Source organism: Streptomyces sp. NPDC096311 (genome assembly GCF_044763085.1).
GTDB lineage: Bacteria > Actinomycetota > Actinomycetes > Streptomycetales > Streptomycetaceae > Streptomyces.
The window spans coordinates 81,835-103,966 of record NZ_JBIWFN010000022.1; the positions used below are offsets into that span (position 1 = coordinate 81,835).

A 22,132-nucleotide genomic window follows, 5' to 3' on the forward strand; every position below is an offset into this window, starting at 1 on the left:
TTTCACGTGAAACAGACACCCGGCGCACACAGGTGGCTCAGAGCGCCAGCTTGAAGCCCACGTGTGAGGCCGTGAAGCCGAGTCGCTCGTAGAAGCGGTGGGCGTCGGTGCGGGTGGCGTCGGAGGTCAGCTCGACCAACTGGCATCCCTGGCGCCTGGATTCCTCGATCGCCCACTCGATGAACCGGGTGCCGAGACCGCTGCCGCGCTCGTCGGAGTGGATGCGCACGCCCTCGATGAGGGAGCGGGTCGAACCCTTGCGGGACAGCCCGGGAAGGACCGTGAGCTGCAGGGTGCCGACGACGCGTCCCTCGCGCACCGCGACCACCAGGTGCTGGTTCGGGTCGGCGCTCAGCCGCTCGAGCGCGGCCAGGTAGGGGGTCAGGTCATCGGGTGACTCCCGCTGGGCGCCGAGCGGATCATCGGCGAGCATCGCGACGATGGCGGGGACATCGTCCGAAACGGCCGGTCGAATCTCAAGATCTCCCATGGCCACAGCGTATCCAGGCACCCGTTCGGGCTGTGTGGACACCCGGCAGAGGGACGGGAGGCCGTCCCTGCCTAGGCGGACACGCTCGCTGATTCCACGACGCGGACCAGTGGGGCCAGTTCGGGGGACTTGGCCGCTTCGTCGAGCGCCTCGCGCAGGGCGGTGTCGTTGGTGGGCCGTGCCTCTTCGAGGAGCTTGAGCCCGGCCTCGCTGACATTCGTGTAGATGCCGCGGCGGTCGGTCGGGCACAGATAGCGGGCAAGCAGACCACGGTCCTCGAGCCGGGTGACGAGCCGTGTAGTGGCGCTCTGACTGAGCACGACCGCGTCCGCGACCTGCTTCATCTGCAAGTGACCACCCTCGCCGTCGTGCTGCCGACTGAGCACGTCGAGCAGGGAGTACTCCCTCACGCTGAGGTCGTGCTTGGTCTGCAGGGCGCGCTCGATGTGGGCCTCGATCCTCCCGTGCAGCAGGGAGAGGGCGCACCACCCCTGAGCAAGGGCGGTGAGCGCGGGGTCCGTGGCTGTCATGGCGTGTTCCTCCGTCCCGGAGCAGCTGACACCAGGGTAGAGCACGAGCGCAATAGTCGGCGCTTGCATTTAGCCCGCGTGTGCAACTATTGTGAACGCACGCAAAGCGCTCCTGCAATCGTTTGGGAAGGTGTCCCCACCATGCCTCTCGCGCTTCTGGCCCTCGCGATCGGGGCCTTCGGAATCGGAACCACCGAGTTCGTGATCATGGGTGTGCTGCCTGAGGTCGCCGGTGACTTCGGTGTCTCCATCCCCACTGCCGGACTGCTGGTGACCGGCTATGCCCTCGGTGTGGTGATCGGCGCCCCGATCATGACCGCGCTCGGAACGAAGGTGTCCCGCAAGCGGATGCTGATGCTGCTGATGGGGTTGTTCGTCGCCGGCAACCTGCTCTCCGCCGTCGCTCCGGCCTTCGGGCTGATGCTGGCGGGCCGAGTTGTCGCCTCTCTCGCCCACGGCGCGTTCTTCGGTATCGGATCGGTCGCCGCCGCCGAGCTTGTCGGGCCGGAGAAGAAGGCCGGTGCGATCGCCATGATGTTCAGCGGTCTCACCATCGCCAATGTGGTCGGTGTCCCCCTGGGTACGTTGATCGGGCAGTCCGCGGGCTGGCGGGTCACCTTCGCCGGAGTCGCCGCGCTCGGAGTGATCGGTCTGCTCGGTATCGCCAAGCTGGTCCCCGAGATGCCGAAGCCCGAGGGTGTGCATCTCCGCCACGAGCTTGCCGCCTTCAAGAACGTCCAGGTCCTGCTGGCCATGGCGATGACCGTGCTCGGCTTCGGAGGTGTCTTTGCGGCCATCACCTACATCGCGCCGATGATGACCCACGTCGCCGGCTTCGCCGACACGTCCGTCACCTGGCTTCTGGTCCTCTTCGGCCTCGGCATGGTCGCCGGAAACCTCATCGGCGGCAGGTTCGCCGACCGCGCCCTGATGCCGATGCTGTACGTGTCTCTGGGCGGCCTCGCCCTCGTGCTCGCCCTGTTCACGATAACTGCGCACAACAAGATCCTGGCGGCCCTGACGATCGTGCTGATCGGCGCCCTAGGGTTCGCGACCGTGCCGCCGCTGCAGAAGCGCGTCCTCGACCAGGCGCACGGTGCTCCCACCCTGGCCTCAGCCGTGAACATCGGTGCCTTCAACCTCGGCAACGCCCTCTCGGCCTGGCTCGGTGGCCTCGTCATCGCAGCCGGCCTCGGTTACACCGCCCCCAACTGGGTCGGTGCGGCGCTCGCCGCGGGAGCTCTGGTTCTCGCCGTCGTCTCGGCAGCCCTGGAGCGCCGAGCCGAGGCGGCCGGCACCGTCGCCGCAAGCGCGCCCACCGAGCAGCGGACCGCCGTCCACCTCTGAGCCACTGAGCACCGAGTAGTAGCCGGCCCCTCACAGCTGAGCCCACCACCCTGATCGGCCACGCCCGAACAGCACCTCAAGGAGAAAGTCCCTCATGACCACCACCGTCGCCGTTGCTCCGCTGACCATCCAGGACGCCGAGGTTCTCGTCTCTGCGGCCCGCCGTGCCGCCGAGGCCGCCGGAGTCACGGTCAGCGTCACCGTCCTCGACGCGGGCGGCCATCTGCTCGCCTTCCGGCGCGACGACCGCGCCGTACTGATTTCCGGCGAGACCAGCACGCGCAAGGCCTACACGGCCCTCCAACTGGACTCCGCCACCAGGGAACTGATTGACGCCGTCCAGCCCGGCGGCCTCTTCCACACCCTGCCCACCGCACTCGACCGTCCGCTCCTGTTCATCGCGGGCGGGGTTCCGGTCCGTCGCGACGGTCGTCTGATCGGGGCGATCGGGGTCGGTGGCGGAACGCCCGACCAGGACCACGACTTCGCCGTCGCGGCGGTGGAGACGCTCGTCTGACCGCACCCCCGTAGACAAGCGCCGGTCCCCCACAGACGACGGGGACCGGCGCTTCTCTACGCGGTGAGTGGTTCTCCGGGCGGTGGATGCGGCTGCACCCCGGCGGCTCTCACCCTGCCGCCACCGTGAGCGGAGCGAAGCGTCGCGTCCAGTCCCCGGGCAACTCCGAGATCCCGTACGTCATGACTGCGTTGAAGCTCGTGGGTTCCAGGCCGTGCTCCTTCGCCCAGGACAGCAGCCTTTCGTGCCGTACGTCGATGTCGGTGCGCAGCGGGCGGTCGGTGTGGGCGGCGAGTGAGGCGATGAGTGCCTTCGCCGTCTCGGTGTCACGGGCGATCAGTGGACCCACCACATGGGTGTCCATGTTGGGCCAGGCCGCCGCGTAGCCGATGATCCGGCCGTTCTCCACAGCGACACGCAATTGGTCGGAGAAGGCGGGCAGCCGCGTGATCACATGGGTGCGGTCGGAGCCGAAGACCTCGGCGTCGAGCCGAAGAATCGTGGCGAGGTCCTCGGCGGTGGCCGGGCGCGTGGACACCTTCGGGTCCGGCCCGCCAGGAACGAAGTGTCCACGGACCATCTCGGCGCGGCCTGTGACCTTGAAGCCCAACTCCTCGTAGAGCGGTCGGCCATAAGGAGTCGCGTGCAGGGTCAACGGGGTGGTGCCCATCTCTGCCACGACATGCCGCATCAGGCGTCGGCCGACACCCTGGCGGGCATGCCGCTCGGCGACCAGCACCATTCCGATCGCTCCCAGTTCAAGCCTCTCCGGCGTTCCGTACTCGGTCACGACGCAGGCGGTGACGAGACCGCCGTCGGGGTCGTCGATGCCGTAGCCCGTCCCGGCGGTGAGGAGCAGACCCCACTTGTGTTCCTCACGGGGCCACCCCCGGTTCTCTGACAAATCGGCGCAGGCGGTGAGGTCGCGAGGCGTCAGTCGGCGGATGGGCAGAAGGGCGGGAGAAGGAGTCGACACGCAGGTCAGGCTGTCTGACATACACCTCTGCCGTCCACCTGTTTGCCCAGGGATCTATGCGCTTTTGGCGATGTCATGTCTCGGGTGAGGGCATGGAGGCAGCGTCGCTTCCCACAGCGCACGGACAGATGTTTCACGTGAAACAGCGAAAGGTGCTCGGGCCGCTAGCCTCGGCTTCCATGCCACGACTTCACCTCTTCGATCTTGACGGAACGTTGCTGTACGGGAGTTCCGCGCCCCAGGAGATCTCACGGCAGATCGGTCTGGAGGCCGAGACTGTCGCGCTTGACCAAGCGATCTCGGCAGGACGGATCGGTCCGCCGGAGTACGCCGTACAGGTGCACGCCTTGTGGGTGGATCTCAGGGAGGAACATGTGGCGGCGGCCTTCGAGGGCGCGCCGTGGCTGTCCGGCATCGAGGACGTCTGGGCGGAGATCAGAGGCAACGGCGACTACTGCGCCGTCGTCTCCCTCTCGCCCTCGTTCTTCGTCGAGCGATTGACGGCGTGGGGTGCGCATGCGGCATACGGTTCGCGTTTTCCCGCTCTGCCGTTCAGCGAGCCCGTTGATCTCGCGGGCGTTCTCAGTGCCGCGGCGAAGGTGCAGATCGCGGACCGGCTCTGTGAAGAGTTCGGGGTGATGTGGGCCGATTGTGTCGCCTACGGCGACTCGCTGTCCGACAAGGACCTGTTCGAGACGGTGCCGGTCTCCGTCGCCGTCAATGCGGATCGGCATCTGGCAGGCCTTGCCACGCACTCCTACATGGGACGGGACCTGTGGGATGCCTATGAATTGGTCCGACGCGCCTTGTAATCAAGGCAGTTGAGAGTGGGGCACCCCCTCTTCGGGCGGAAGGCGGGGGGTACTTGTTTGTGGGGCGGCTGCCGGTATGGTCGACTCCGGTTCGCGTCCATCGTGATGTACGCACGTCTCGTGGGGCGCGAACGCAGGCCAATGCAGCGTAACGGGACGGAGAGATCGAAGACCCGTATTTTCCGTTATGCGGCCGGGTGTTGACTCGGAGTGGGATGCTGCAGTGAGGATAGTGCGGCCAATGTCACATTCTCGGCTTACTTGTCCGTACAGAGTGGGAATCCGGGTTGAATGTGGCCGCATTGGCCGGTGGGGACTGAACGGGGCAGGAAAGCAAGTCGTCTACGGGGGAAAGTAGGCATCTTCCGACCGCGGAAGTGCGCAGACCGACCGAAAGATGTTCGAGGCGAGGCACACCATGGACGCTCCGACCACCACGTCGGCCGACAACGGCACTTCCGGAGGCAATGGCGGGGGCGGCTGGTTCACGCCACGCAAGGAACCACTGCCGTCCGATGGGGAGAGGGAGCCCGCCGACGGCCGCCGTCTGGCAGCGATGCGCCCGGTCGGCCGACCCGCCGCGGATCGGGGAACGACACAGCAGGAACGAATATCCTCCGCCGTGGAGACAGAGCCGACTCCCCAGCAGGCCGCACCCACTGAGGCCCCACGCCCCGAGCCGGAGCCCGCCCACGCATCCGCTCGGCCGTGGTCAGGTCCGGCCGGGCCCGACCACGGCTCCTCTGCACCGTCCGATGCCGGCCCGGAGCGGTCCGTGTTCGGGCGGGAGCGGACGGATTCCGGGCGTGAGCAGTCCGGCCCCGGCTCGCAGCCGCGTGTACCCGTCCAGGAGCAGCGCCTTGCCGAGCCTCGGGTCCCGGTCCAGGAGCAGCCGTTCCGCGAGCCTCCTGCGCCCTTCGACGGGCCTCGGTTGCCTGAACCTCCCGCTCCCTTTGACAGGCCGCGGTTGCCGGAGCCGCCCGAGCCCTTGCAGAAGCCGCGGTCGCCCGAGCCTCCCGTCTCCCTTCAGGTGCCCCCACTGCCCGAGCCGGGACCGTCCGGCCCGGAGCCGCGGTTGTCCGTCCAGAGGTCCGCCCCCACTCCGCAGCCGTCTCCGGACGCCGTGCTCATCCGCCGGACCATGGCCGAGGTCGGCCCCGTCGCCGACAAGGTCACTTCTTACTTCTACGCACTCCTCTTCGTGCGCCACCCGGATCTACGGCCGCTGTTCCCCGCGGCGATGGACACCCAGCGAGACCGACTGCTCAAGGCGCTGCTGACCGCCGCCGAACACATCGACAACACTCCGGTTCTCGTCGACTACCTGCAGAACCTCGGCCGTGGCCACCGTAAGTACGGCACCCGGCCCGAGCACTACCCGGCCGTCGGTGAGTGCCTCATCGGCTCGCTCAGCCGGTTCGCCTCGGCGATCTGGGACGCCGAGACCGAGGCGGCCTGGGTGCGTGCGTACACGACGATCTCTCAGGTGATGATCGACGCGGCGGCCGCGGACGAGCTGCGCGCCCCGGCCTGGTGGTACGCCGAAGTCGTCGCGCACGACCTCAGGACGCCGGACATCGCTGTCATCACGGTCCGCCCCGACCAGCCGTACCCCTTCCTCGCCGGGCAGTACACGAGCCTGGAGACACCGTGGTGGCCGCGTATATGGCGGCACTACTCCTTCGCCTCGGCGCCCCGGTCCGACGGACTGCTGTCTTTCCATGTGAAGGCGGTCCCGGCGGGCTGGGTTTCCAACGCGCTGGTGCACCGTGCCCGTCCCGGTGACATCATCCGGCTGGGCCCGCCGGCCGGCTCGATGACCGTCGACCACACCACCGACAGCGGACTGCTCTGCCTCGGCGGCGGCACCGGCATCGCGCCCATCAAGGCGCTGGTCGAGGACGTCGCCGAGCACGGGGAGCGGCGGTCGGTCGAGGTCTTCTACGGTGCGCGCACCGATCACGACCTGTACGACATCGACACGATGCTCCGGCTGCAGCAGAGCCACCCATGGCTTGCCGTGCGCCCGGTCGTCGACCAGCGTGCGCATCTCCATCTGCCCGACGCCGTACGCGAGTACGGCCCGTGGAACGAGTACGACGCCTATCTCTCGGGGCCACCCGGCATGATCCGCAGCGGGGTGGACGCTCTGAGGGAAGCGGGCATCCCGTCGGACCGCATACGCCACGACTCGGTCGAGGAACTCGTCGCGGCCGGGGACTGACCGGGCCCCTCCGGCAGACGGGGCCACGACCCTGGCCCGAAGAGCCTCAGCCCAGGTCCGGTGCGTGCATCGCCCGTACGCCTTCGATGTTCCCGTCGAGATAGTGCCGCAGGGACAGCGGTACGAGGTGGACGGAGGCGATGCCGACCCGGGTGAACGGCACCCGCACGATCTCGTACTCGCCACAGGGCTCGTCCACCTCGGGGCCGTGCCGTTGGGACGGATCCATGGACTCCAGACGGCAGACGAAGAAGTGCTGCACTTTCACGCCGGTCGCGCCGCCGTCATCACCGATGTGCTCGACGGTGTCGACGAAGCAGGGCACCACATCGGTGATCTTGGCACCGAGTTCCTCGTGCACCTCACGATGGAGTGCGTCGACGACAGTCGTGTCTTCCGGTTCGACCCCGCCACCCGGTGTCAGCCAGTAGGGATCGACGCCGGGTTTGGTGCGCTTGATCAAGATCAGGTCGTTGCCATCGAGCAGGATGGCGCGGGCGGTGCGCTTGACCACGGGTCGGACGGTCATGGGAGAAATGTGGCCCGGCTGGTTCCACGTGAAACATCGCGAAGCCCCAAGGCACTCAGGAAGGGCTCAGAAAGCCCCCTGGGAGGCTCAGGGAGCCCGGAGAGGCTCGGAGGGCATCAGGACCAGTCGGCCGCGGCATGGAGCAGCCAGTCGTGCGCCCGTGCGATGTGCGGCATGGCCAGTGTGCCGGTGCGGACCACCAGGAAGTACGTACGCAGCGGAGGCACCGCCGGGTCGAGAAGCGCGACCACGTCACCCCGTTCCAGGGCTCCGGCGCACAGATACCGGGGCAGCACCGCCAGGCCCGCGCCCGTGGCGGCGCAGGCGAGCACGGCGCGCAGATCGGGGACGACGACGGTGCCCGAAGTGGCCGGGTGGGAGTCGAAGACGGATGCCCAGTAGCGGGCGACGAGCGGCAGCGACTCGTGCACTTCGACCACGGGGAAGTTCTCCAGTGCCGGCGAGCCCTTTCGGCGGAGCTTTCCGGCACCTATACGGGCGGCCCAGCGTGGGGCGGCGACCAGCACGTGCTCCTCGTCGCAGAGCGGAGTCGCGGTGAGCAGGGTGCCACGGGGACGGGCCGTGGTGATGGCCAGATCATGGTGTCCGGCGGCGAGCCCTTCCAGTGTCTCCTCGGCGTTGCCGAAGGAGGCGCGCAGCGCGAAACCCTGGCCGTCCTCGCCCGTGAGCTCCGTGAGCGCGGGCAGCGCCCGCTCGGCGGTGAACTCCGGTGGCCCGGCCAGATGCAGGGTGCGCAGTGACGAGTCCTCGTCGAGCCCGGTCTCGGCGATCTCCACCAGGGCGTCGAGATGCGGCGCGGCCTTGTGGGCGAGCTCGTCACCGATCGTCGTGGGGGTCACCCCACGGGCCTGGCGAAGAAAGAGCGGCCGCCCCAACTGTCGCTCCAGCGTGCGGATCTGTGAGGTGACGGCAGGCTGCGAGAGACCGAGCAGCGCGGCGGCGCGAGTGAAGGAACCGGCCCGGTGCACGGTCACAAAAGTGCGCAGCAGGGCCAAATCCATGGTGCCCCTCCCCTCTCAGCACCCCCGACCGAGCCCCAACTATAAATAAGTCGATAGGTCTCTGTCGCTACTGTGATTGGACACTGACACAGAGTCAACTAGCCTTGTTCGCGCGGTTCTTCGCGCAAAGAACCGGGACGGTCCGAGCCACGAGGGGGGAGGCTCGGACCGTCCGTTGTACGTAGCGAGGTACTAAGCGGACAGCCTGGATGTATGCCGCAGGATACTCACCGGCCGTTCAGGCAGGGGTCACTGCGCGGATTCGTCGAGCGCGCGCAGTACGTCCGCCACCAGGTCCTCGGGGTCCTCGGCGCCGGCCGAGAAACGGATGAAGCCCTCCGGCACCGCGTCGCCGCCCCACCGGCCGCGCCGCTCGGCGGTGGACCGCACCCCGCCGAAGCTTGTCGCGTCGTCCACCAGACGCAGCGCGTCGAGGAAACGGTCGGCACGCGCGCGCGTGGGCAGAGTGAAGGACACCACGCATCCGAAGCGCCGCATCTGCTGCGAGGCGATCTTGTGCGAGGGATCGTCGGGCAGTCCCGGATAACGCAGCCCGGTCACCTCGGGCCGACCGCGCAGCGCCTCGGCGATCACCAGGGCGTTGGCGTTCTGCCGGTCGGCACGCAGCTGGAGCGTGGCCAGGGAGCGATGGGCCAGCCAGGCCTCCATGGGCCCGGGAATCGCCCCGACGATCTTCCGCCAGCGCTGCACGGGCGCCATCAGGTCGGCGTCCAGCGCGGTGACGTATCCGAGCAGGATGTCGCCGTGTCCGGTGAGCATCTTGGTGCCGCTGGCGACCGAGAAGTCGGCACCCAGCTCCAGCGGGCGCTGCCCGAGCGGGGTCGCCAGGGTGTTGTCGACCGCGACGAGTGTGCCCTGCGCGTGGGCCGCCGCGACGAGGCGTCGTACGTCGCAGACGTCGAGCCCCGGGTTCGACGGGGTCTCGATCCACAGCAGCTTCGCGCCGTCGAGCACCTCGAGCTGGGCGTCGCCGCCGGTCGGGGCGGTGCGTACCTCGATGCCGTACGAGGTGAGCTGCTCGCGCACCAGTGGCAGCACCTGGTAGCCGTCGGCGGGCAGGACCACCACGTCTCCGGCCTTCAGCTGGGAGAAGAGCACCGCCGAGATGGCGGCCATCCCGGAGGGGAAAGCGAGCGTCGTGACACCGTCCTGCCCGGGTGCCTCCAACTCGCCGATGGCACGCTCCAGGAGCGTCCAGGTCGGGTTCTGGTCACGACCGTAGGTGTACGGGCCGGTCGGATCGCCCGGCAGATGGAAATGCGCGGCGAAGACCGGGCCCGGAAGCGTCGGCTCGTATTTGACGGGGTCGGGCAGCCCCGCCCGTACCGCTCGCGTGCCGTCGCCGCTCCCCGTGACGAAATCCCCTGACGTCATGCTGCCCGTCCCTCCAGTTCTTGCTGTACAGCGGCGAGCAGTCCGGGGCTCGCCGCCTCCACCATCTCAAGACATTCCTCGAAGCCGTCCATGGGTCCGTAATACGGATCGGGAACCTCCAGGTCGTCGCCCGCGTCGGGGTCGTACGACCGCAGCAGCCGGACCTTCGCCGCGTCCTCGGGAGTGGGCGCGAGCCGGCGCAGGGCCTTGAGGTGGCCGGAGTCGAGGGCGATCACGAGGTCGAGGCGGGAGAACCACGAGGCGTGGAACTGGCGGGCCGTATGGCCGCTCTCGTAGCCGGCCGCCTCCAGGACGGCGACGGTGCGCGAGTCCGCACCGTCGCCCTCGTGCCAGCCGCCCGTGCCCGCGCTGTCGACCTCTACCAGGCCATCGAGTCCGGCCTCTTCTATGCGGACACGGAAGACGGACTCGGCCATCGGCGACCGGCAGATGTTGCCGGTACAGACGAAACAGACGCGATAGGACATCGGACGCTCTCAGTCCTCGCCGTCGGGCAGCACGACATTGAGCGCCCAGGACACGACCGAAACGATCAGGCCACCCACCACGGCGGTCCAGAAGCCCTCCACATGGAAACTGAGGTCGAGCTTGTCGGCCACCCAGGAGGTGAGCAGCAGCATCAGGGCGTTGACCACGAGGGTGATCAGGCCGAGCGTCAGAATGAAGAGCGGGAAGGTCAGCACCTTCACCACTGGCTTGACCAGGAAGTTCACCAGACCGAAGACCAGGGCGACCACCAGCAGCGTGCCGACCTTCTTGCCGGTGCTGGTCCCTGTCAGGGTGATCTTGTCGAGCAGCCACACCGCGACGGCCAGGGCCCCCGCGTTGGCGATCGTCTTGACTACGAAATTCTTCATGTGTCTGATCGTGGCAGAAGAGATCGACTGGCGAGCAAGGCTGTGGACACAGCTTTCGGAGCACGGGAGCGGACGAGGGCGATGAAGGCATTCCGGCTGGACGAACTGGAGGCGGAACGGGCCGCCAATGACGGTGCTTACCTGCAGTTTCTACGCGAACGGAACATGTCGGTCGGCCTGTACGCGCTCGACGCGGGTACGCCCGACCCGCAGAAGCCGCACCAGCAGGACGAGGTGTACTTCGTCGTGAGCGGCCGCGCTTCGATCACGGTCGGCCTGGAGACCACCCAGGTCGCACGCGGCAGCGTCGTCTACGTGCCCGCGGGGGTCGCCCACAAGTTCCACCACGTCACCGAGGACCTGAGGGTTCTGGTGGTGTTCTCTCCGCCCGAGAGCTGACGGGAACCTCAGGGTTCCCTAGGGGGACGGTCAGGGGAGGACAAGGGGTGCGGGGCCCCCGTCGGCACCTTCGCGGCTCTAGCATCGAATGCAGGACATCACAGAACCCGGAATCAGAGTCCCGGACTTGGGGCCACGGGCGTAGAGAGGCTAAGGACAAGGGCGATGCGAGAGATCTTCGGCGGGATGCCGTGGTGGGTGAAGTGGATCGCGGTGCCGGTCATCGCTCTGGTCGTGTTCGGCACGGTGATAGTCAGCGTGCTCAGTGTGTTGATCGGCCTGCTTTTCAAGGTCCTGATCTTCGTCGCCCTCGTCGGCGGATTGATCTACGTAGTACGGAAGTTCATGTCGAGTTCGTCGTCACGCAGCGACTGGTGAGACACAACCGGGTGAGTAACGGGTAACGGGCAGGTCGGGAAAGGGAACTCAAGGTTCCCTCGGCCGAGGGAAGTTTTCCGGCGAGGCCGTCTGCATGCGGTGATGGGCGGTTACAGTCCGGAATTCCACGCGGGGCCGACCCCCCCGCGGGCAGCGCACAGCCCCCTCCCGTGTCCCCCCGCACGGGCGGTTCCCCTCGCGCTTCGGGAGTGCCCCTTGGCCACGGTTGACACCGCACCCGCACAATCACCCGTCCCACCCCTCCAGCGGTCCAGCGCTTCCGCGGGGACATGTCTCCCGCCCACCCAACCGCGCACCTCGCCCGCCGAGGCGCGTACCCCTCTGCCGGAGGCGCGTACTCCTCCCCTGGAAGCCGTGTCGCCGGAGCCGCATCCCACGACTCTGATCGGCTCCGTGCAGCGGGCGATGCGCCTGCTGGAGGCCGTTGCCGCGCGCGAGCACGGGGCGCCTGCGAAGCAGCTCGCCCGGGAGGCCGGGCTTGCGCTGCCGACGGCCTACCACCTGCTGCGGACCCTGGTCCACGAGGGCTATCTGTGCCGTGACAAGGGGCTGTTCTTCCTCGGTGAGGCCGCCGAGCGGTTGGGCAGTAGCGGAGCGCAGCAGAAACGTCGCAGCACGGTGAGCGCGACGCTTGCCCAGTGGCGCGATTCGATCGGTGCACCCGTGTACTACGCGGTCTACCGTGACGGCGAGATCGAGGTCATGTGTGTCGCCGACACCCCAGGGAATCCGGCGGTGGAGGAGTGGGCGGACTTCCGGGAGACCGGACACGCCCACGCGATCGGCCAGTGTCTGCTGTCCCAGCTCGACGAGAAGGCCCGTCGGGATCATCTCGACCGCTACCCCGTGCAGTCGATCACTCCCTATACGGTGCGTGACAACGTCAGTCTGCTGCGGCGACTGGAGCGGACGGGACGGATGGAACCCGTCGTCGAGCGCCAGGAGTACGCGCTGGGCACGGTCTGCGCGGCCCTTCCCATCACGGTCGGCACAACTGCCGCCGCAATGGCCATTTCTCTCCCTCTTCACCAGGCCGATCGACTGCTGCCTGCGGCACGACAATTGCAAGGTGAGATCGGCAGACTACTGGGGACACTCTCGATCTCTATCAGCATCTGAAAACTCACTCCTTGTGATCTCTTGTGTACGTTGAGCAATATTTCAGCAGAGTCAGGGGGATGATTCCTGGCCAGTCGACGGCAAACGACGGGGTAGGCGATGCGCGAGTCGGTCCAGGCAGAGGTCATGATGAGCTTCCTCGTTTCGGAGGAGCTCTCTTTCCGCATTCCGGTGGAGCTGCGATACGAGACCTGTGATCCCTACGCCGTGCGGCTGACCTTCCATTTGCCCGGCGACGCGCCCGTGACCTGGGCGTTCGGGCGGGAGTTGCTGATCGATGGCGTGGGACGGCCGTGCGGTGACGGGGATGTGCACATCGCGCCCGCCGACCCGGAGGCGTTCGGTGAGGTGCTGATCCGGCTCCAGGTGGGTGGTGACCACGCGCTGTTCCGGTCCGGGGCGGCGCCGCTCGTGGCCTTCCTCGACCGCACGGACAAGCTGGTGCCGCTGGGGCAGGAGCGTTCCCTCGCGGACTTCGACGCCCATCTCGACGAGGCGCTGGACCGCATCCTGGCGGAGGAGCAGAGCGCGGGCTGAGCCCCAGCACCCCCCAAGCGGAGTAACGCTTCCTCACCGGGGACGAGGGCGCGGGGAGGCTTCAGTGCTTGCGGCGACGGCCCTTCCCGCCGCGCGCCGGCGCCCGGCTCTCGACAGGCTCCGTGGCGGCGGCCGGGACGGCCGGACGGTCCGCGGAGACCACCAGGGCGGCCAGCAGCGTGGTCACCGGCACCGAGGCGACCAGGCCGATCGAGCCGACCAGGGTGCGCACGATCTCTTCGGCGACCAGTTCGCTGTTCGCGACCGTGCCCACACTGCTCTGCGCGATCGAGAAGAGCAGCAGCAACGGAAGCGCGGCACCCGCGTACGCCAGGACGAGCGTGTTGACGACCGATGCGATGTGGTCACGGCCGATCCGGATGCCCGCACGGTACAGATCGCGCCAGCCCATCGTCGGGCTGGCCTCGTGCAGTTCCCAGACCGCCGAGGTTTGCGTCACCGTCACATCGTCAAGCACACCGAGCGAACCGATGATGACGCCCGCGAGCAGCAGACCGCTCATGTCGATGGACGGATACAGGCCATGGATCAGACCGGTGTTGTCGTCAGTGTTGCCGGTCAGCGCCGCCCAGCCGATGAACTCCGAGCCGAGGATGCCGATCAGCACCAGGGAGAGCAGGGTCCCCAGCACCGCCACGGACGTACGGGCCGAGAGGCCATGGCACATGTAGAGCGCGATCAGCATGATCGCGCTCGCCCCGACTACGGCCACGACCAGCGGATTCGAGCCCTGAAGGATCGCGGGCAGGATGAAGAAGGTCAGGATCACGAAGCTGATGGCCAGTGCTACCAGCGCCATGACACCGCGCATCCGGCCCACCACCACGACGGCCAGCGCGAAGATCCCGGCGAGCAGCGCCATCGGGAACTTCCGGTTCACATCGGTGACCGAGTACTGCAGGTCCCTGGGCGCGGAGGGCTCGTAGGCGGCCACGACCTTCTCGCCCTCGTGCAACTGCCGTGACTGGTCAGGCTGGATGATCTCCGTGAACGTGCGGTTCTTGTCCTTGCCGGTGTCGATCCGGATCGTCGCCTTTTTGCAGTCGCCCGTCGCCTCTTGTTGCGCGGAGGAGCCCTCGGCGGTGGACGTGTCGCCGGTCGAGGTCTCCCCCGACGCGTTCACGGACTTGCAGCTGACCTTGTCGACCTTGGTGACCGTGGCCTGCTGGGTCTGTCGGTCGAAGCCGACGCCGGTGCGTTCGTGGGAAGGGGCGCCACCGGGCCAGAGCACCGCGAGACCTACAACGACCGCGGCGGCGAAGGGGATCAGGATGGCCGCGATGACCTTGCGCAGATGCTTGGAGACGGGCGTGGCGGGCCCATGGCTGTGACTGTGCGAGTGCCCAGACCCGTGCCCTTCCCCAGACCCGTGCCCGTCTCCAGGGCCGTGCCCGTTCCCCGGTCCAGGTCCCTTCCCAGGCCCGTCCCCAGACCCGGATCCATGTCCGTGTCCGCCCCCGGGGCCGTGCCCGTGTCCCTCACCCGGTCCGTGCCCATGCCCGACTCCTGGACCGGGGCCGGGGCCACCACCCGGCCCGTGCCCGCGGCCGTCTCCGGAACCAGGCCCATAGCCGTCTCCGGGACCGCGTCGGCGCGGCGGCTCGGACGGCGGGAACGGGGGCTGCTGCGTTGTGGTCACCGACCGATCATCGCAAGAACGGCGAGGGCCCTCTGTTCACCGCGCCAGATATGACGCTAGCGTGGAGTCACCTTTGCACACGCGGGAGCTCGGAGCACCGGGCTGAGAGGGCGCTGACCTCCGTCTTAGCGATGTTTCACGTGGAACGAGTGATGTTTCACAAGGGACATCGGCAGACGGAATCCGCTGCGTCGACCGCCGAACCTGTTACCGGGTAATGCCGGCGTAGGGAGTAGGTCTCATGACCAACAAGGACGTACGCACGCCTGCCTCCAGCCAGATGGGCGAGGCGCCTGCCGCGCCCGAGGGCGAACAGCCGCGGGAGGCCGGGAAGTCCATCGGCTGGCACAAGGGATACGTCGGGGGTTCGCGCCCCGATCTGCGGGTGCCGGTCCGTCAAGTGCACCTCACCAACGGGCAGTCCGTCACGCTGTACGACACCTCCGGCCCGTACACCGATCCGATCGTCGACACCGACGTGCGCAGGGGCCTCGCGCCACTGCGCGAGAACTGGATCATCGCCCGCGGTGACACCGAGGAGTACGCGGGCCGTCCCGTCCGTCCCGAGGACGACGGAATCAAGCACACCTCACCGCGCGGGGGCCTGCGCAACCTCGACGCGGTCTTCCCGGGGCGGCCGCGCCAGCCGCGTCGAGGCCGTCCCGGAGAGGCGGTCACGCAGCTCGCGTACGCCCGGCGGGGCGAGATCACGCCCGAGATGGAGTTCGTGGCGGTCCGCGAGAACGTCGACCCCGAGGTCGTACGCGAGGAGATCGCCGCCGGTCGCGCGGTGCTGCCCGCGAACGTCAACCACCCGGAGATCGAGCCGATGATCATCGGCAAGCGGTTCCTGGTGAAGGTCAACGCCAACATCGGCAACTCCGCCGTCACCTCCTCCATCGAGGAGGAGGTCGAGAAGATGACCTGGGCGACCCGCTGGGGCGCGGACACGGTCATGGACCTGTCCACCGGCCGCAATATCCACACCACGCGGGAATGGGTCCTGCGCAACTCCCCTGTCCCCATCGGCACGGTGCCGCTCTACCAGGCTCTGGAGAAGGTGGACGGCCGCGCCGAGGAGCTGACCTGGGAGATCTACAAGGACACGGTCGTCGAGCAGGCCGAGCAGGGCGTGGACTACATGACGGTCCACGCGGGCGTGCGGCTGCCGTACGTGCCGCTCACCGCGAACCGCAAGACCGGCATCGTCTCGCGCGGCGGCTCGATCATGGCGGCCTGGTGCCTCGCGCACCACAAGGAATCGTTCCTCTACGAGAACTTCGAGGAACTCTGCGAGATCCTCGCGGCGTACGACGTCACGTACTCGCTCGGCGACGGGCTGCGGCCCGGGTCGATCGCGGACGCCAACGACGCGGCTCAGTTCGCGGAGTTGAGGACGCTCGGGGAACTCAACACGATCGCGAAGCGTTTTCACGTACAGACGATGATCGAGGGCCCGGGACATGTCCCGATGCACAAGATCAAGGAGAATATCGACCTTCAGCAGGAGATCTGTGATGAAGCTCCGTTCTATACGCTCGGCCCGCTGACGACGGACGTCGCGCCGGCGTACGACCACATCACCTCCGGCATCGGTGCCGCGATGATCGCCTGGTGGGGCACGGCCATGCTCTGCTATGTCACGCCCAAGGAGCACTTGGGCCTGCCCAATCGTGACGACGTCAAGACCGGCGTCATCACCTACAAGATCGCCGCCCACGCAGCCGACCTCGCCAAGGGGCACCCAGGTGCACAGGAATGGGACGACGCGCTGTCCGACGCCCGCTTCGAGTTCCGGTGGGAGGACCAGTTCAACCTGGCCCTCGACCCGGACACGGCACGGGAGTTCCACGACGAGACCCTGCCGGCCGAACCCGCCAAGACGGCGCACTTCTGCTCCATGTGCGGCCCGAAGTTCTGCTCGATGAAGATCAGCCAGAGCATCACCGAGCAGTTCGGCGGTACGGCAGCCGCGGGGGCGTCGGCTGAAGAGGTCGCCGAGGGGATGCTGCAGAAGTCTCGGGAGTTCGCCGCCGCGGGCAACCGGGTCTATCTGCCGCTCGCGGACTGATTCGCACGCACGCGCACTCGTGCCCGGAGCCGTTCGCCGCGTACATCAGGCGCAACGAACGGCTCCCGGGCCGCGTTCTCTCGGCAGACTGGGCCCATGACATCGACATCCATGAGCAAGGGCGCCAACCTTCCCGTCGCCGCCGGGACGGTGCGGGCCGTGCTCGGCTGGAGAGGAGGAGCCGGCGCGCCGGACGCGGATGCCTCGGCGCTGCTGCTTGGCCAGGGCGGACGCGTGCGGGACGACGGGGACTTCGTCTTCTACAACCAGCCGCAGCACGCCTCCGGCGCCGTACGGCATCTCGGGAAGCAGCGGGACGGCGCTGCCACGACGGACACCGTCGAGGTGGACCTGCATGCCCTGGAACCGGAGATCGAGCGGGTCGTCCTGTGCGCCTCGGCCGATGGTGGCACCTTCGGCGGGCTGTCCGGACTGACGCTGCGGCTGCTCGATGCCGGGACTCAGCAGGAGATCGCGCGCTTCGAGATGGAGGCCACGACGGAGACGGCGTTCATCGGGGGCGAGCTGTATCTGCGGGGAGGGCAGTGGAAGTTCCGGGCGGTCGGGCAGGGGTATGCGTCCGGGCTGGCCGGTCTCGCCACCGACTTCGGTATCAGCGTGGAGTCCGGCGGGGCCGGTGCGCCCGGGCCGGAGTCGGCGGTTTCGTCCGGGGGCACACCGGCGGTTTCGACCGCGCTCCCGCCGACGGGCTCACGGACAGCCGCTTCCAGCGCTGCGGGCGCCCCGCCGGCACCCCCGGCATCTCCGGTATCCCCAGTGTCCCCGGCTTCCTCTCCGCGTCTCAGCAAGGGCGAGGAGCGGTTGCCGGTGGACATGCGCAAGCGGCTCTCGTTGCGCAAGGAGCAGGTGGCGGTCAGCCTGCGGAAGCACGGTGCGGAGGGGGTCACGGCGCGCGTCGTGTTGATCCTCGACGCCTCCGGTTCCATGTCGTTCCTGTACTCGAAGGGCGTCGTGGCCGATGTGGTGGAGCGGATGGCCGCGGTGGCGGCGCAGTTGGACGACGACGGGGTGATGCAGGCGTGGACGTTCGCCTCCCATGCCGCCCGGCTGCCGGACCTGAGTCCGGGCGAGCTGCCCGAGTGGCTGCAGCTCCATGTCCGCGTCGGTGAGCTGAGCCTGTTCCGGCGGAGCAAGAAGCCGCGGAAGGGCCTGCTGCCGGGGCAGGTGGACATGCGGTCGGTCGGTATCCAGAACGAGGAGCAGAAGGCGATCGCCGAGGTGCGTACGTATGTACGAGAGCACCCGGCTGTCGATCCCACGCTGGTGTTGTTCTTCTCCGACGGAGGTGTCTACCGGAACAAGGAGATCGAGCAGGAGCTGAGGGACGCGGTGGAGGAGCCGATCTTCTGGCAGTTCGTGGGCCTGGGGCGGTCGAACTACGGCGTGCTGGAGCGGTTCGACACGCTGCCCGGTCGGCGCGTCGACAACGTGGGGTTCTTCGCGGTGGACGACATCAGCGGCGTACCGGACCCGGAGTTGTACGACCGGCTGCTTTCCCAGTTCCCAGCTTGGATGAGGGCCGCCCGGGGGCTCGGCATCATCTGACGGGGCGCGCCGGGACCGTACGAGCGGGACGGGCGGGACGAGCGAGGCGGGCGCCGGTGAAGGGGCGGGCAGCGGCAAAAGGGCCCGCGCCGTATCGGCGCAGGCCCCTCGTTCCCGTCACCCCGGTGTCGGCCCGCCGGGTGTCACTCCGGCTGATGCTCGGGCCCCCCGAAGTCCGGGCTGGTGAAGTCCGGGCTGGTGAAGCTCGGGCGCGGACCCGCCGCGGGGCCGCCGTCGGGGCTGCTGAACCCCGGCCGGTTGTAGCCGAGGTGCGGCATGCGGCCGGTGGTCGGTGTCGGTGACGGACGGGTCAGTGCCGCCGTGCCCGGGTCGGTGAGGGCCTCCCGGAGGAACGGCATGATGCCGCGCTCCAGCAGGGCCTCGCGCCAGGCTTCCCTGGCCCGGGCCACCTCCGCGTTGAGCTCGCCGGGTGCTCCGGCCTGGAGCGAGGACGAGCCGTTGCGCAGAGCGGTGAGCAGCAGCCCGACCGCGGCGACCAGGATTGCGGCCGCCGTGACCGCGCCGAAGACCCACCCGGTGGTCAGCAGGGTCTGGGCGAACGCCAGCTCGGGGGTGAGGACCTTCAGGATGAATCCCACGAGCAGGAAGATCGCCGCGGCTGTTCCGGCGAGGACGGGCGCGAGCACCGCGACGACGGCGATCGCGCCGGCTCCGGCGGTCTCGGTGACCTCGCCCATGGTGGCGGCGAGCCCCATCGCGGTCGCGCCGGACTCCGCGGAGCCCGCTCCTTCGCTCACGGTTGGGGTGGACGGCGCCGGGCGGCGCAGTTCCTCGCGGACCTTCACGTAGTGCGCGTACTCGGTCGCCGCGGCCACCGTGATGAGTGCGGTGGCGTTGAGCGCCATGGTGCGCAGCTGTTCGGCATTGAGCCGCTGGCCGACAGCGGCGAGTTCCGGGCGGTGTGGGGCGGAGCGCAGCGCCTCATCGAGGATCCGCTCGTATTCCTGGCGGTCCTCGCTCAGCAGGTGCTGCGGAACGCTGTTCATGTGCATCCCCCGATGCTCCGTAGGGCTGGTGGCTCGCACGCTGACGAGCCGTCGGGCAGAAACGGAGGGGAGCCTGCTACGGATAAGCCGATGGTAGAGCGGTGACGGCACGCCGTGACAGGGGGTTTCCAGAAATTGCCCCCTGGCCAGCGCTGTCCTTCGTGGGGGACGCCTGCCCGAAGAACCCTCAGCTATCCAGGGGCAGTTGCTGGACCAGCAGTTTTCCGGCCATGGTCACTCCGCCGTCCATCGCGATGGCCAGTCCGTCGGCGTAAAGATGTGGTCCCTCGACCACGGGGCCCGCGGCGTCCTCGCCGTCCTCCGAGCCGACCTCGCCCAGGAGGTACGGGATGGGGCTGTGGCCATGGACGACACGGGTGCCACCGTAGGTGTCCAGCAGCGACAGCGCCGCCTCGGCGCCACCCTCGTCGCGGAAGGCGAAGCGTCTGGTGAACTTCCGGAAGAGGTCCCAGCACTCGTCCGCGTCGTTGCGCGTGAGGGTTTCTCGGATGGTGTCGTTGACCGCCTCGATCGAGTCGCCGTAGTCGAGGTAGGCGGTGGTGTCGGAGTGCACGAGGAGGTGCCCGTCGACCTGCTCCATGGCGTCCAGGCGGGCCATCCACTGCAGGTGGTGGTCCTGGAGGCGGTCCATGTCGGTCTTCTGGCCGCCGTTGAGCAGCCAAGCGGCCTGGAAGGTGGCGGTGCCCGCGCCGGAGTTGACGGGGGTGTCGCCGAACCGCTTGGCGCCGAGCAGCAGCAGCTCGTGGTTGCCCATGAGCGCCTTGCAGTAGCCGCCGACCGCGGCCGCCTCGGCGGACAGCCGCATCACGAGGTCGATCACGCCGATGCCGTCGGGGCCGCGGTCGGTGAAGTCGCCGAGGAACCACAGGCGCGCGGTCCCGGCGGACCAGTTGCCCGCGGCGTCGAGGAGGCCCTGCTCCTGGAGCGCGGCGACCAGCTGGTCGAGGTAGCCGTGCACGTCGCCCACGACGTACAGCGGTCCCGGCCCGTCGGCGGGCTGGGAGGCCGCCACGGCGGCGGGGTCCATGGCGACCTGCACCGTGTCGCCCCGGTTGATGACGGGCAGGTCGCGCCGGGTGGGCGTGTAGCCCTCGGGCTCCTCGCCGACTCCGGCCGCCTCGCCGGGAGCTGCGCTCGGCGGGTACGGACCGGTCTCGTGGATGTACGCGGGCACCCGGAAGTCGCGCAACGTCTCCGTCCGCACCGCCTCGGGTCCCTGACCGGCCCCCTGAGTCATCGACCCCTCCACCACCATCGCGCCGCATCTGCACCGGTTCGGACTGCCTGGTCGCAGCGGCCCGCGGTGTCGTGGGCCCATCATAGGAATGCGGATCGCGCCATGTGATGACCCAGGGGTGGTGAATCGGAGCAGGAGCCCTGTTCACCACGGTTTTCGCCCGAATTGGGCGGGGCTTTCCCTGGTGGATGCCCCGCCGCCGACATGACGGACGTCAACCTCAGCGTACGCCGGGCCACTCTTCCCCGGGTGACCCGGACTACCCCTGCTCGGGTGATCGGGGTGGGCTGACCGTCGTACGGGGTGGACGTCGCTCGGAGGAGGTCCGCACGATCAGCTCCGTCGGTATGACCTGTTCGACGGGTTGGTCGGTTTCCGCTCCCTCGATGGCGTCGATGAGGAGCTGGACGACGGCGGTGCCGATGCGGCGAGGTTTGAGCGAGAGGGTGGTGATGGGCGGCTCGGTGCTGGCGTAGACGGTGGACTCGCTGCAGCAGACCAGCAGCAGGTCGTCCGGGACGCGCAGTCCGTAGCGCCGGGCCGCGGCCAGCAGATCGGTGCCGTTGGGGTCGAAGAGGCCGTAGACCGCGTCGGGGCGGTCGGGCCGGGCCAGCAGCCGGTCCGCGGCGACGGCGCCCGCACACGGGTCGTGGGCCGGGTAGGCCTCGTACACCGGATCCTGTCCGACCCGCTCGCACCAGTGCAGATACGCGGTGGTGGACAGGTGGGTATAGGTGTCGGTGGAGGTGCCGGTGAGGAGGCCGATGCGGCGGGCGCCGGCGTCGGCGAGGTGGTCGAGGATGTCCAGGACGGCGGCTTCGTGGTCGTTGTCCACCCAGGCGGTGACGGGCAGGGTGCCGGCGGGGCGGCCGTCGGAGACGACGGGTAAGCCCTGCCGGACGAGTTCGCTGACCACGGGGTCCTGGTCGGAGGGGTCGATGACGACGGTTCCGTCGAGGGCGACGTTGGACCAGACGTCGTGGCGTGAGGTGGCGGGGAGGATGACCAGGGCGTAGCCGCGGGCGAGTGCGGCGGAGGTGGCGGCTCTGGCCATCTCGGCGAAGTAGGCGAATTCGGTGAAGGTGAAAGGTTCATCCCCGTAGGTGGTCACGGTCAGGCCGATGAGGCCGGACTTGCCGGTACGGAGGGTGCGGGCGGCGGCCGACGGGCGATAGCCCAGCCGGTCGGCGACTTCGCGGACGTGGCGTCGGGTGGCGTCCGGGAGCCGGCCCTTGCCGTTGAGGGCGTCGGAGACGGTTGTGATGGAGACGCCTGCGGCCGCGGCGACGTCTCTGATTCCCGCCCGGCCCGGTCGACCGCCTCGGCGGGTAGTCTCCGCCCGGCTCACCTGGTGCTTCCCTGCTGCTGTCATGGCGAGCCGATAGTAGGGCTCATG

General features: G+C 68.6%; 22 protein-coding genes and 1 riboswitch. Of the genes, 10 read left to right on the forward strand and 12 right to left on the reverse strand.

Translation table 11 applies throughout. The features are described 5' to 3' along the window. Positions 1-37: 37 nt before the first annotated feature. Positions 38-490 carry a GNAT family N-acetyltransferase gene (locus tag ACIRA5_RS41635; RefSeq protein WP_352052902.1) on the reverse strand — a complete coding sequence of 151 codons (453 nt, stop codon included), beginning with the start codon at positions 488-490 and terminating at the stop codon, positions 38-40. A gap of 71 nt (positions 491-561) precedes the next feature. Further along, positions 562-1,020 carry a MarR family winged helix-turn-helix transcriptional regulator gene (locus ACIRA5_RS41640; protein ID WP_060901667.1) on the reverse strand — a complete coding sequence of 153 codons (459 nt, stop codon included), beginning with the start codon at positions 1,018-1,020 and terminating at the stop codon, positions 562-564. A 141-nt stretch (positions 1,021-1,161) separates the two neighbouring features. Between ACIRA5_RS41640 and ACIRA5_RS41645 the strand changes: the two genes are divergently transcribed. Next, the gene (locus ACIRA5_RS41645; protein ID WP_403700179.1) at positions 1,162-2,367 is read left to right on the forward strand and encodes an MFS transporter; all 1,206 of its coding nucleotides are present in this window, start codon (positions 1,162-1,164) and stop codon (positions 2,365-2,367) included. A 94-nt stretch (positions 2,368-2,461) separates the two neighbouring features. After that, positions 2,462-2,884, forward strand: coding sequence for a heme-binding protein (locus ACIRA5_RS41650; RefSeq protein WP_403700182.1), 423 nt, complete (start codon positions 2,462-2,464; stop codon positions 2,882-2,884). A 109-nt stretch (positions 2,885-2,993) separates the two neighbouring features. Here the strand turns inward: ACIRA5_RS41650 and ACIRA5_RS41655 are convergent, their stop codons facing one another. Beyond that, entirely contained in the window at positions 2,994-3,860 is an 867-nt protein-coding gene (locus ACIRA5_RS41655) for a GNAT family N-acetyltransferase (RefSeq protein ID WP_403700183.1), read from the reverse strand. A 179-nt stretch (positions 3,861-4,039) separates the two neighbouring features. Here ACIRA5_RS41655 and ACIRA5_RS41660 point away from each other — a divergent pair, with 179 nt between their 5' ends. Then, positions 4,040-4,672: an HAD family hydrolase gene (locus ACIRA5_RS41660; protein ID WP_403700423.1), complete on the forward strand. Its 633-nt coding sequence runs from the start codon at positions 4,040-4,042 to the stop codon at positions 4,670-4,672. Between the two features lie 397 nt (positions 4,673-5,069). Continuing rightward, positions 5,070-6,896 (forward strand): globin domain-containing protein, encoded by a 1,827-nt coding sequence (locus ACIRA5_RS41665; RefSeq protein WP_403700185.1) that lies wholly within the window; start codon positions 5,070-5,072, stop codon positions 6,894-6,896. A gap of 46 nt (positions 6,897-6,942) precedes the next feature. Here the strand turns inward: ACIRA5_RS41665 and ACIRA5_RS41670 are convergent, their stop codons facing one another. From ACIRA5_RS41670 to ACIRA5_RS41690, 5 genes are all read right to left on the reverse strand, one after another. Continuing rightward, positions 6,943-7,425, reverse strand: a complete 483-nt coding sequence (locus ACIRA5_RS41670) for an NUDIX domain-containing protein (RefSeq protein ID WP_054236463.1) — start codon at positions 7,423-7,425, stop codon at positions 6,943-6,945. A 116-nt stretch (positions 7,426-7,541) separates the two neighbouring features. Next, complete coding sequence (locus ACIRA5_RS41675; RefSeq protein ID WP_352052907.1) at positions 7,542-8,447, reverse strand: LysR family transcriptional regulator; 906 nt, start codon at positions 8,445-8,447, stop codon at positions 7,542-7,544. Positions 8,448-8,696: 249 nt separating this feature from the next. After that, positions 8,697-9,842 (reverse strand): cystathionine gamma-lyase, encoded by a 1,146-nt coding sequence (locus tag ACIRA5_RS41680; protein ID WP_403700189.1) that lies wholly within the window; start codon positions 9,840-9,842, stop codon positions 8,697-8,699. Further along, positions 9,839-10,330, reverse strand: a complete 492-nt coding sequence (locus ACIRA5_RS41685) for a low molecular weight protein-tyrosine-phosphatase (protein WP_403700192.1) — start codon at positions 10,328-10,330, stop codon at positions 9,839-9,841. Before ACIRA5_RS41685 ends, ACIRA5_RS41680 begins: the two co-directional genes overlap by 4 nt. Before the next feature lie 9 nt (positions 10,331-10,339). Then, positions 10,340-10,720, reverse strand: coding sequence for a phage holin family protein (locus ACIRA5_RS41690; RefSeq protein WP_403700195.1), 381 nt, complete (start codon positions 10,718-10,720; stop codon positions 10,340-10,342). Positions 10,721-10,801: 81 nt separating this feature from the next. On the opposite strand from ACIRA5_RS41690, the gene ACIRA5_RS41695 reads away from it, so the two are divergent. The 4 genes from ACIRA5_RS41695 (at position 10,802) to ACIRA5_RS41710 (ending at position 13,174) form a co-directional block, all read left to right on the forward strand. Beyond that, positions 10,802-11,119: a cupin domain-containing protein gene (locus ACIRA5_RS41695; RefSeq protein ID WP_403700198.1), complete on the forward strand. Its 318-nt coding sequence runs from the start codon at positions 10,802-10,804 to the stop codon at positions 11,117-11,119. A 165-nt stretch (positions 11,120-11,284) separates the two neighbouring features. Then, a complete protein-coding gene (locus ACIRA5_RS41700) occupies positions 11,285-11,497 on the forward strand; it encodes a DUF5326 family protein (RefSeq protein WP_054236469.1) in 213 nt (70 codons plus the stop codon). A 375-nt stretch (positions 11,498-11,872) separates the two neighbouring features. Next, positions 11,873-12,637 carry an IclR family transcriptional regulator gene (locus ACIRA5_RS41705; RefSeq protein ID WP_403700201.1) on the forward strand — a complete coding sequence of 255 codons (765 nt, stop codon included), beginning with the start codon at positions 11,873-11,875 and terminating at the stop codon, positions 12,635-12,637. A gap of 99 nt (positions 12,638-12,736) precedes the next feature. Further along, positions 12,737-13,174, forward strand: a complete 438-nt coding sequence (locus ACIRA5_RS41710; RefSeq protein ID WP_067376783.1) for an SsgA family sporulation/cell division regulator — start codon at positions 12,737-12,739, stop codon at positions 13,172-13,174. A 61-nt stretch (positions 13,175-13,235) separates the two neighbouring features. Here the strand turns inward: ACIRA5_RS41710 and ACIRA5_RS41715 are convergent, their stop codons facing one another. Further along, positions 13,236-14,834: a YibE/F family protein gene (locus ACIRA5_RS41715; protein ID WP_403700205.1), complete on the reverse strand. Its 1,599-nt coding sequence runs from the start codon at positions 14,832-14,834 to the stop codon at positions 13,236-13,238. Between the two features lie 71 nt (positions 14,835-14,905). After that, a riboswitch (TPP riboswitch) is annotated at positions 14,906-15,083 on the forward strand. On the opposite strand from ACIRA5_RS41715, the gene thiC reads away from it, so the two are divergent. Both thiC and ACIRA5_RS41725 read left to right on the forward strand, forming a co-directional pair. After that, positions 15,076-16,905, forward strand: coding sequence for a phosphomethylpyrimidine synthase ThiC (gene thiC, locus ACIRA5_RS41720; protein ID WP_403700208.1), 1,830 nt, complete (start codon positions 15,076-15,078; stop codon positions 16,903-16,905). Its footprint overlaps the riboswitch before it by 8 nt. 96 nt (positions 16,906-17,001) lie before the next feature. Continuing rightward, entirely contained in the window at positions 17,002-18,471 is a 1,470-nt protein-coding gene (locus ACIRA5_RS41725; protein WP_403700210.1) for a VWA domain-containing protein, read from the forward strand. A gap of 143 nt (positions 18,472-18,614) precedes the next feature. Here ACIRA5_RS41725 and ACIRA5_RS41730 read toward each other — a convergent pair whose 3' ends face one another. The 3 genes from ACIRA5_RS41730 to ACIRA5_RS41740 form a co-directional block, all read right to left on the reverse strand. Beyond that, positions 18,615-19,484: a hypothetical protein gene (locus ACIRA5_RS41730; protein WP_403700213.1), complete on the reverse strand. Its 870-nt coding sequence runs from the start codon at positions 19,482-19,484 to the stop codon at positions 18,615-18,617. 181 nt (positions 19,485-19,665) lie between these two features. Beyond that, positions 19,666-20,736 carry a metallophosphoesterase gene (locus tag ACIRA5_RS41735; protein WP_403700216.1) on the reverse strand — a complete coding sequence of 357 codons (1,071 nt, stop codon included), beginning with the start codon at positions 20,734-20,736 and terminating at the stop codon, positions 19,666-19,668. Positions 20,737-20,995: 259 nt separating this feature from the next. Beyond that, a complete protein-coding gene (locus ACIRA5_RS41740; RefSeq protein WP_403700219.1) occupies positions 20,996-22,108 on the reverse strand; it encodes a LacI family DNA-binding transcriptional regulator in 1,113 nt (370 codons plus the stop codon). Between the last annotated feature and the right edge of the window lie 24 nt (positions 22,109-22,132).

Excerpts from the sequence above, each read along its gene's own strand:
- ACIRA5_RS41635 (WP_352052902.1), bottom strand. The coding sequence starts at position 490 with ATGGGAGATCTTGAGATTCGACCGGCCGTTTCGGACGATGTCCCCGCC.
- ACIRA5_RS41640 (WP_060901667.1), bottom strand. The coding sequence starts at position 1,020 with ATGACAGCCACGGACCCCGCGCTCACCGCCCTTGCTCAGGGGTGGTGC.
- ACIRA5_RS41645 (WP_403700179.1), top strand. The coding sequence starts at position 1,162 with ATGCCTCTCGCGCTTCTGGCCCTCGCGATCGGGGCCTTCGGAATCGGA.
- ACIRA5_RS41650 (WP_403700182.1), top strand. The coding sequence starts at position 2,462 with ATGACCACCACCGTCGCCGTTGCTCCGCTGACCATCCAGGACGCCGAG.
- ACIRA5_RS41660 (WP_403700423.1), top strand. The coding sequence starts at position 4,040 with ATGCCACGACTTCACCTCTTCGATCTTGACGGAACGTTGCTGTACGGG.
- ACIRA5_RS41665 (WP_403700185.1), top strand. The coding sequence starts at position 5,070 with ATGTTCGAGGCGAGGCACACCATGGACGCTCCGACCACCACGTCGGCC.
- ACIRA5_RS41670 (WP_054236463.1), bottom strand. The coding sequence starts at position 7,425 with ATGACCGTCCGACCCGTGGTCAAGCGCACCGCCCGCGCCATCCTGCTC.
- ACIRA5_RS41675 (WP_352052907.1), bottom strand. The coding sequence starts at position 8,447 with ATGGATTTGGCCCTGCTGCGCACTTTTGTGACCGTGCACCGGGCCGGT.
- ACIRA5_RS41680 (WP_403700189.1), bottom strand. The coding sequence starts at position 9,842 with ATGACGTCAGGGGATTTCGTCACGGGGAGCGGCGACGGCACGCGAGCG.
- ACIRA5_RS41685 (WP_403700192.1), bottom strand. The coding sequence starts at position 10,330 with ATGTCCTATCGCGTCTGTTTCGTCTGTACCGGCAACATCTGCCGGTCG.
- ACIRA5_RS41690 (WP_403700195.1), bottom strand. The coding sequence starts at position 10,720 with ATGAAGAATTTCGTAGTCAAGACGATCGCCAACGCGGGGGCCCTGGCC.
- ACIRA5_RS41695 (WP_403700198.1), top strand. The coding sequence starts at position 10,802 with ATGAAGGCATTCCGGCTGGACGAACTGGAGGCGGAACGGGCCGCCAAT.
- ACIRA5_RS41700 (WP_054236469.1), top strand. The coding sequence starts at position 11,285 with ATGCGAGAGATCTTCGGCGGGATGCCGTGGTGGGTGAAGTGGATCGCG.
- ACIRA5_RS41710 (WP_067376783.1), top strand. The coding sequence starts at position 12,737 with ATGCGCGAGTCGGTCCAGGCAGAGGTCATGATGAGCTTCCTCGTTTCG.
- thiC (WP_403700208.1), top strand. The coding sequence starts at position 15,076 with ATGACCAACAAGGACGTACGCACGCCTGCCTCCAGCCAGATGGGCGAG.
- ACIRA5_RS41725 (WP_403700210.1), top strand. The coding sequence starts at position 17,002 with ATGACATCGACATCCATGAGCAAGGGCGCCAACCTTCCCGTCGCCGCC.
- ACIRA5_RS41730 (WP_403700213.1), bottom strand. The coding sequence starts at position 19,484 with ATGCACATGAACAGCGTTCCGCAGCACCTGCTGAGCGAGGACCGCCAG.
- ACIRA5_RS41735 (WP_403700216.1), bottom strand. The coding sequence starts at position 20,736 with ATGACTCAGGGGGCCGGTCAGGGACCCGAGGCGGTGCGGACGGAGACG.
- ACIRA5_RS41740 (WP_403700219.1), bottom strand. The coding sequence starts at position 22,108 with ATGACAGCAGCAGGGAAGCACCAGGTGAGCCGGGCGGAGACTACCCGC.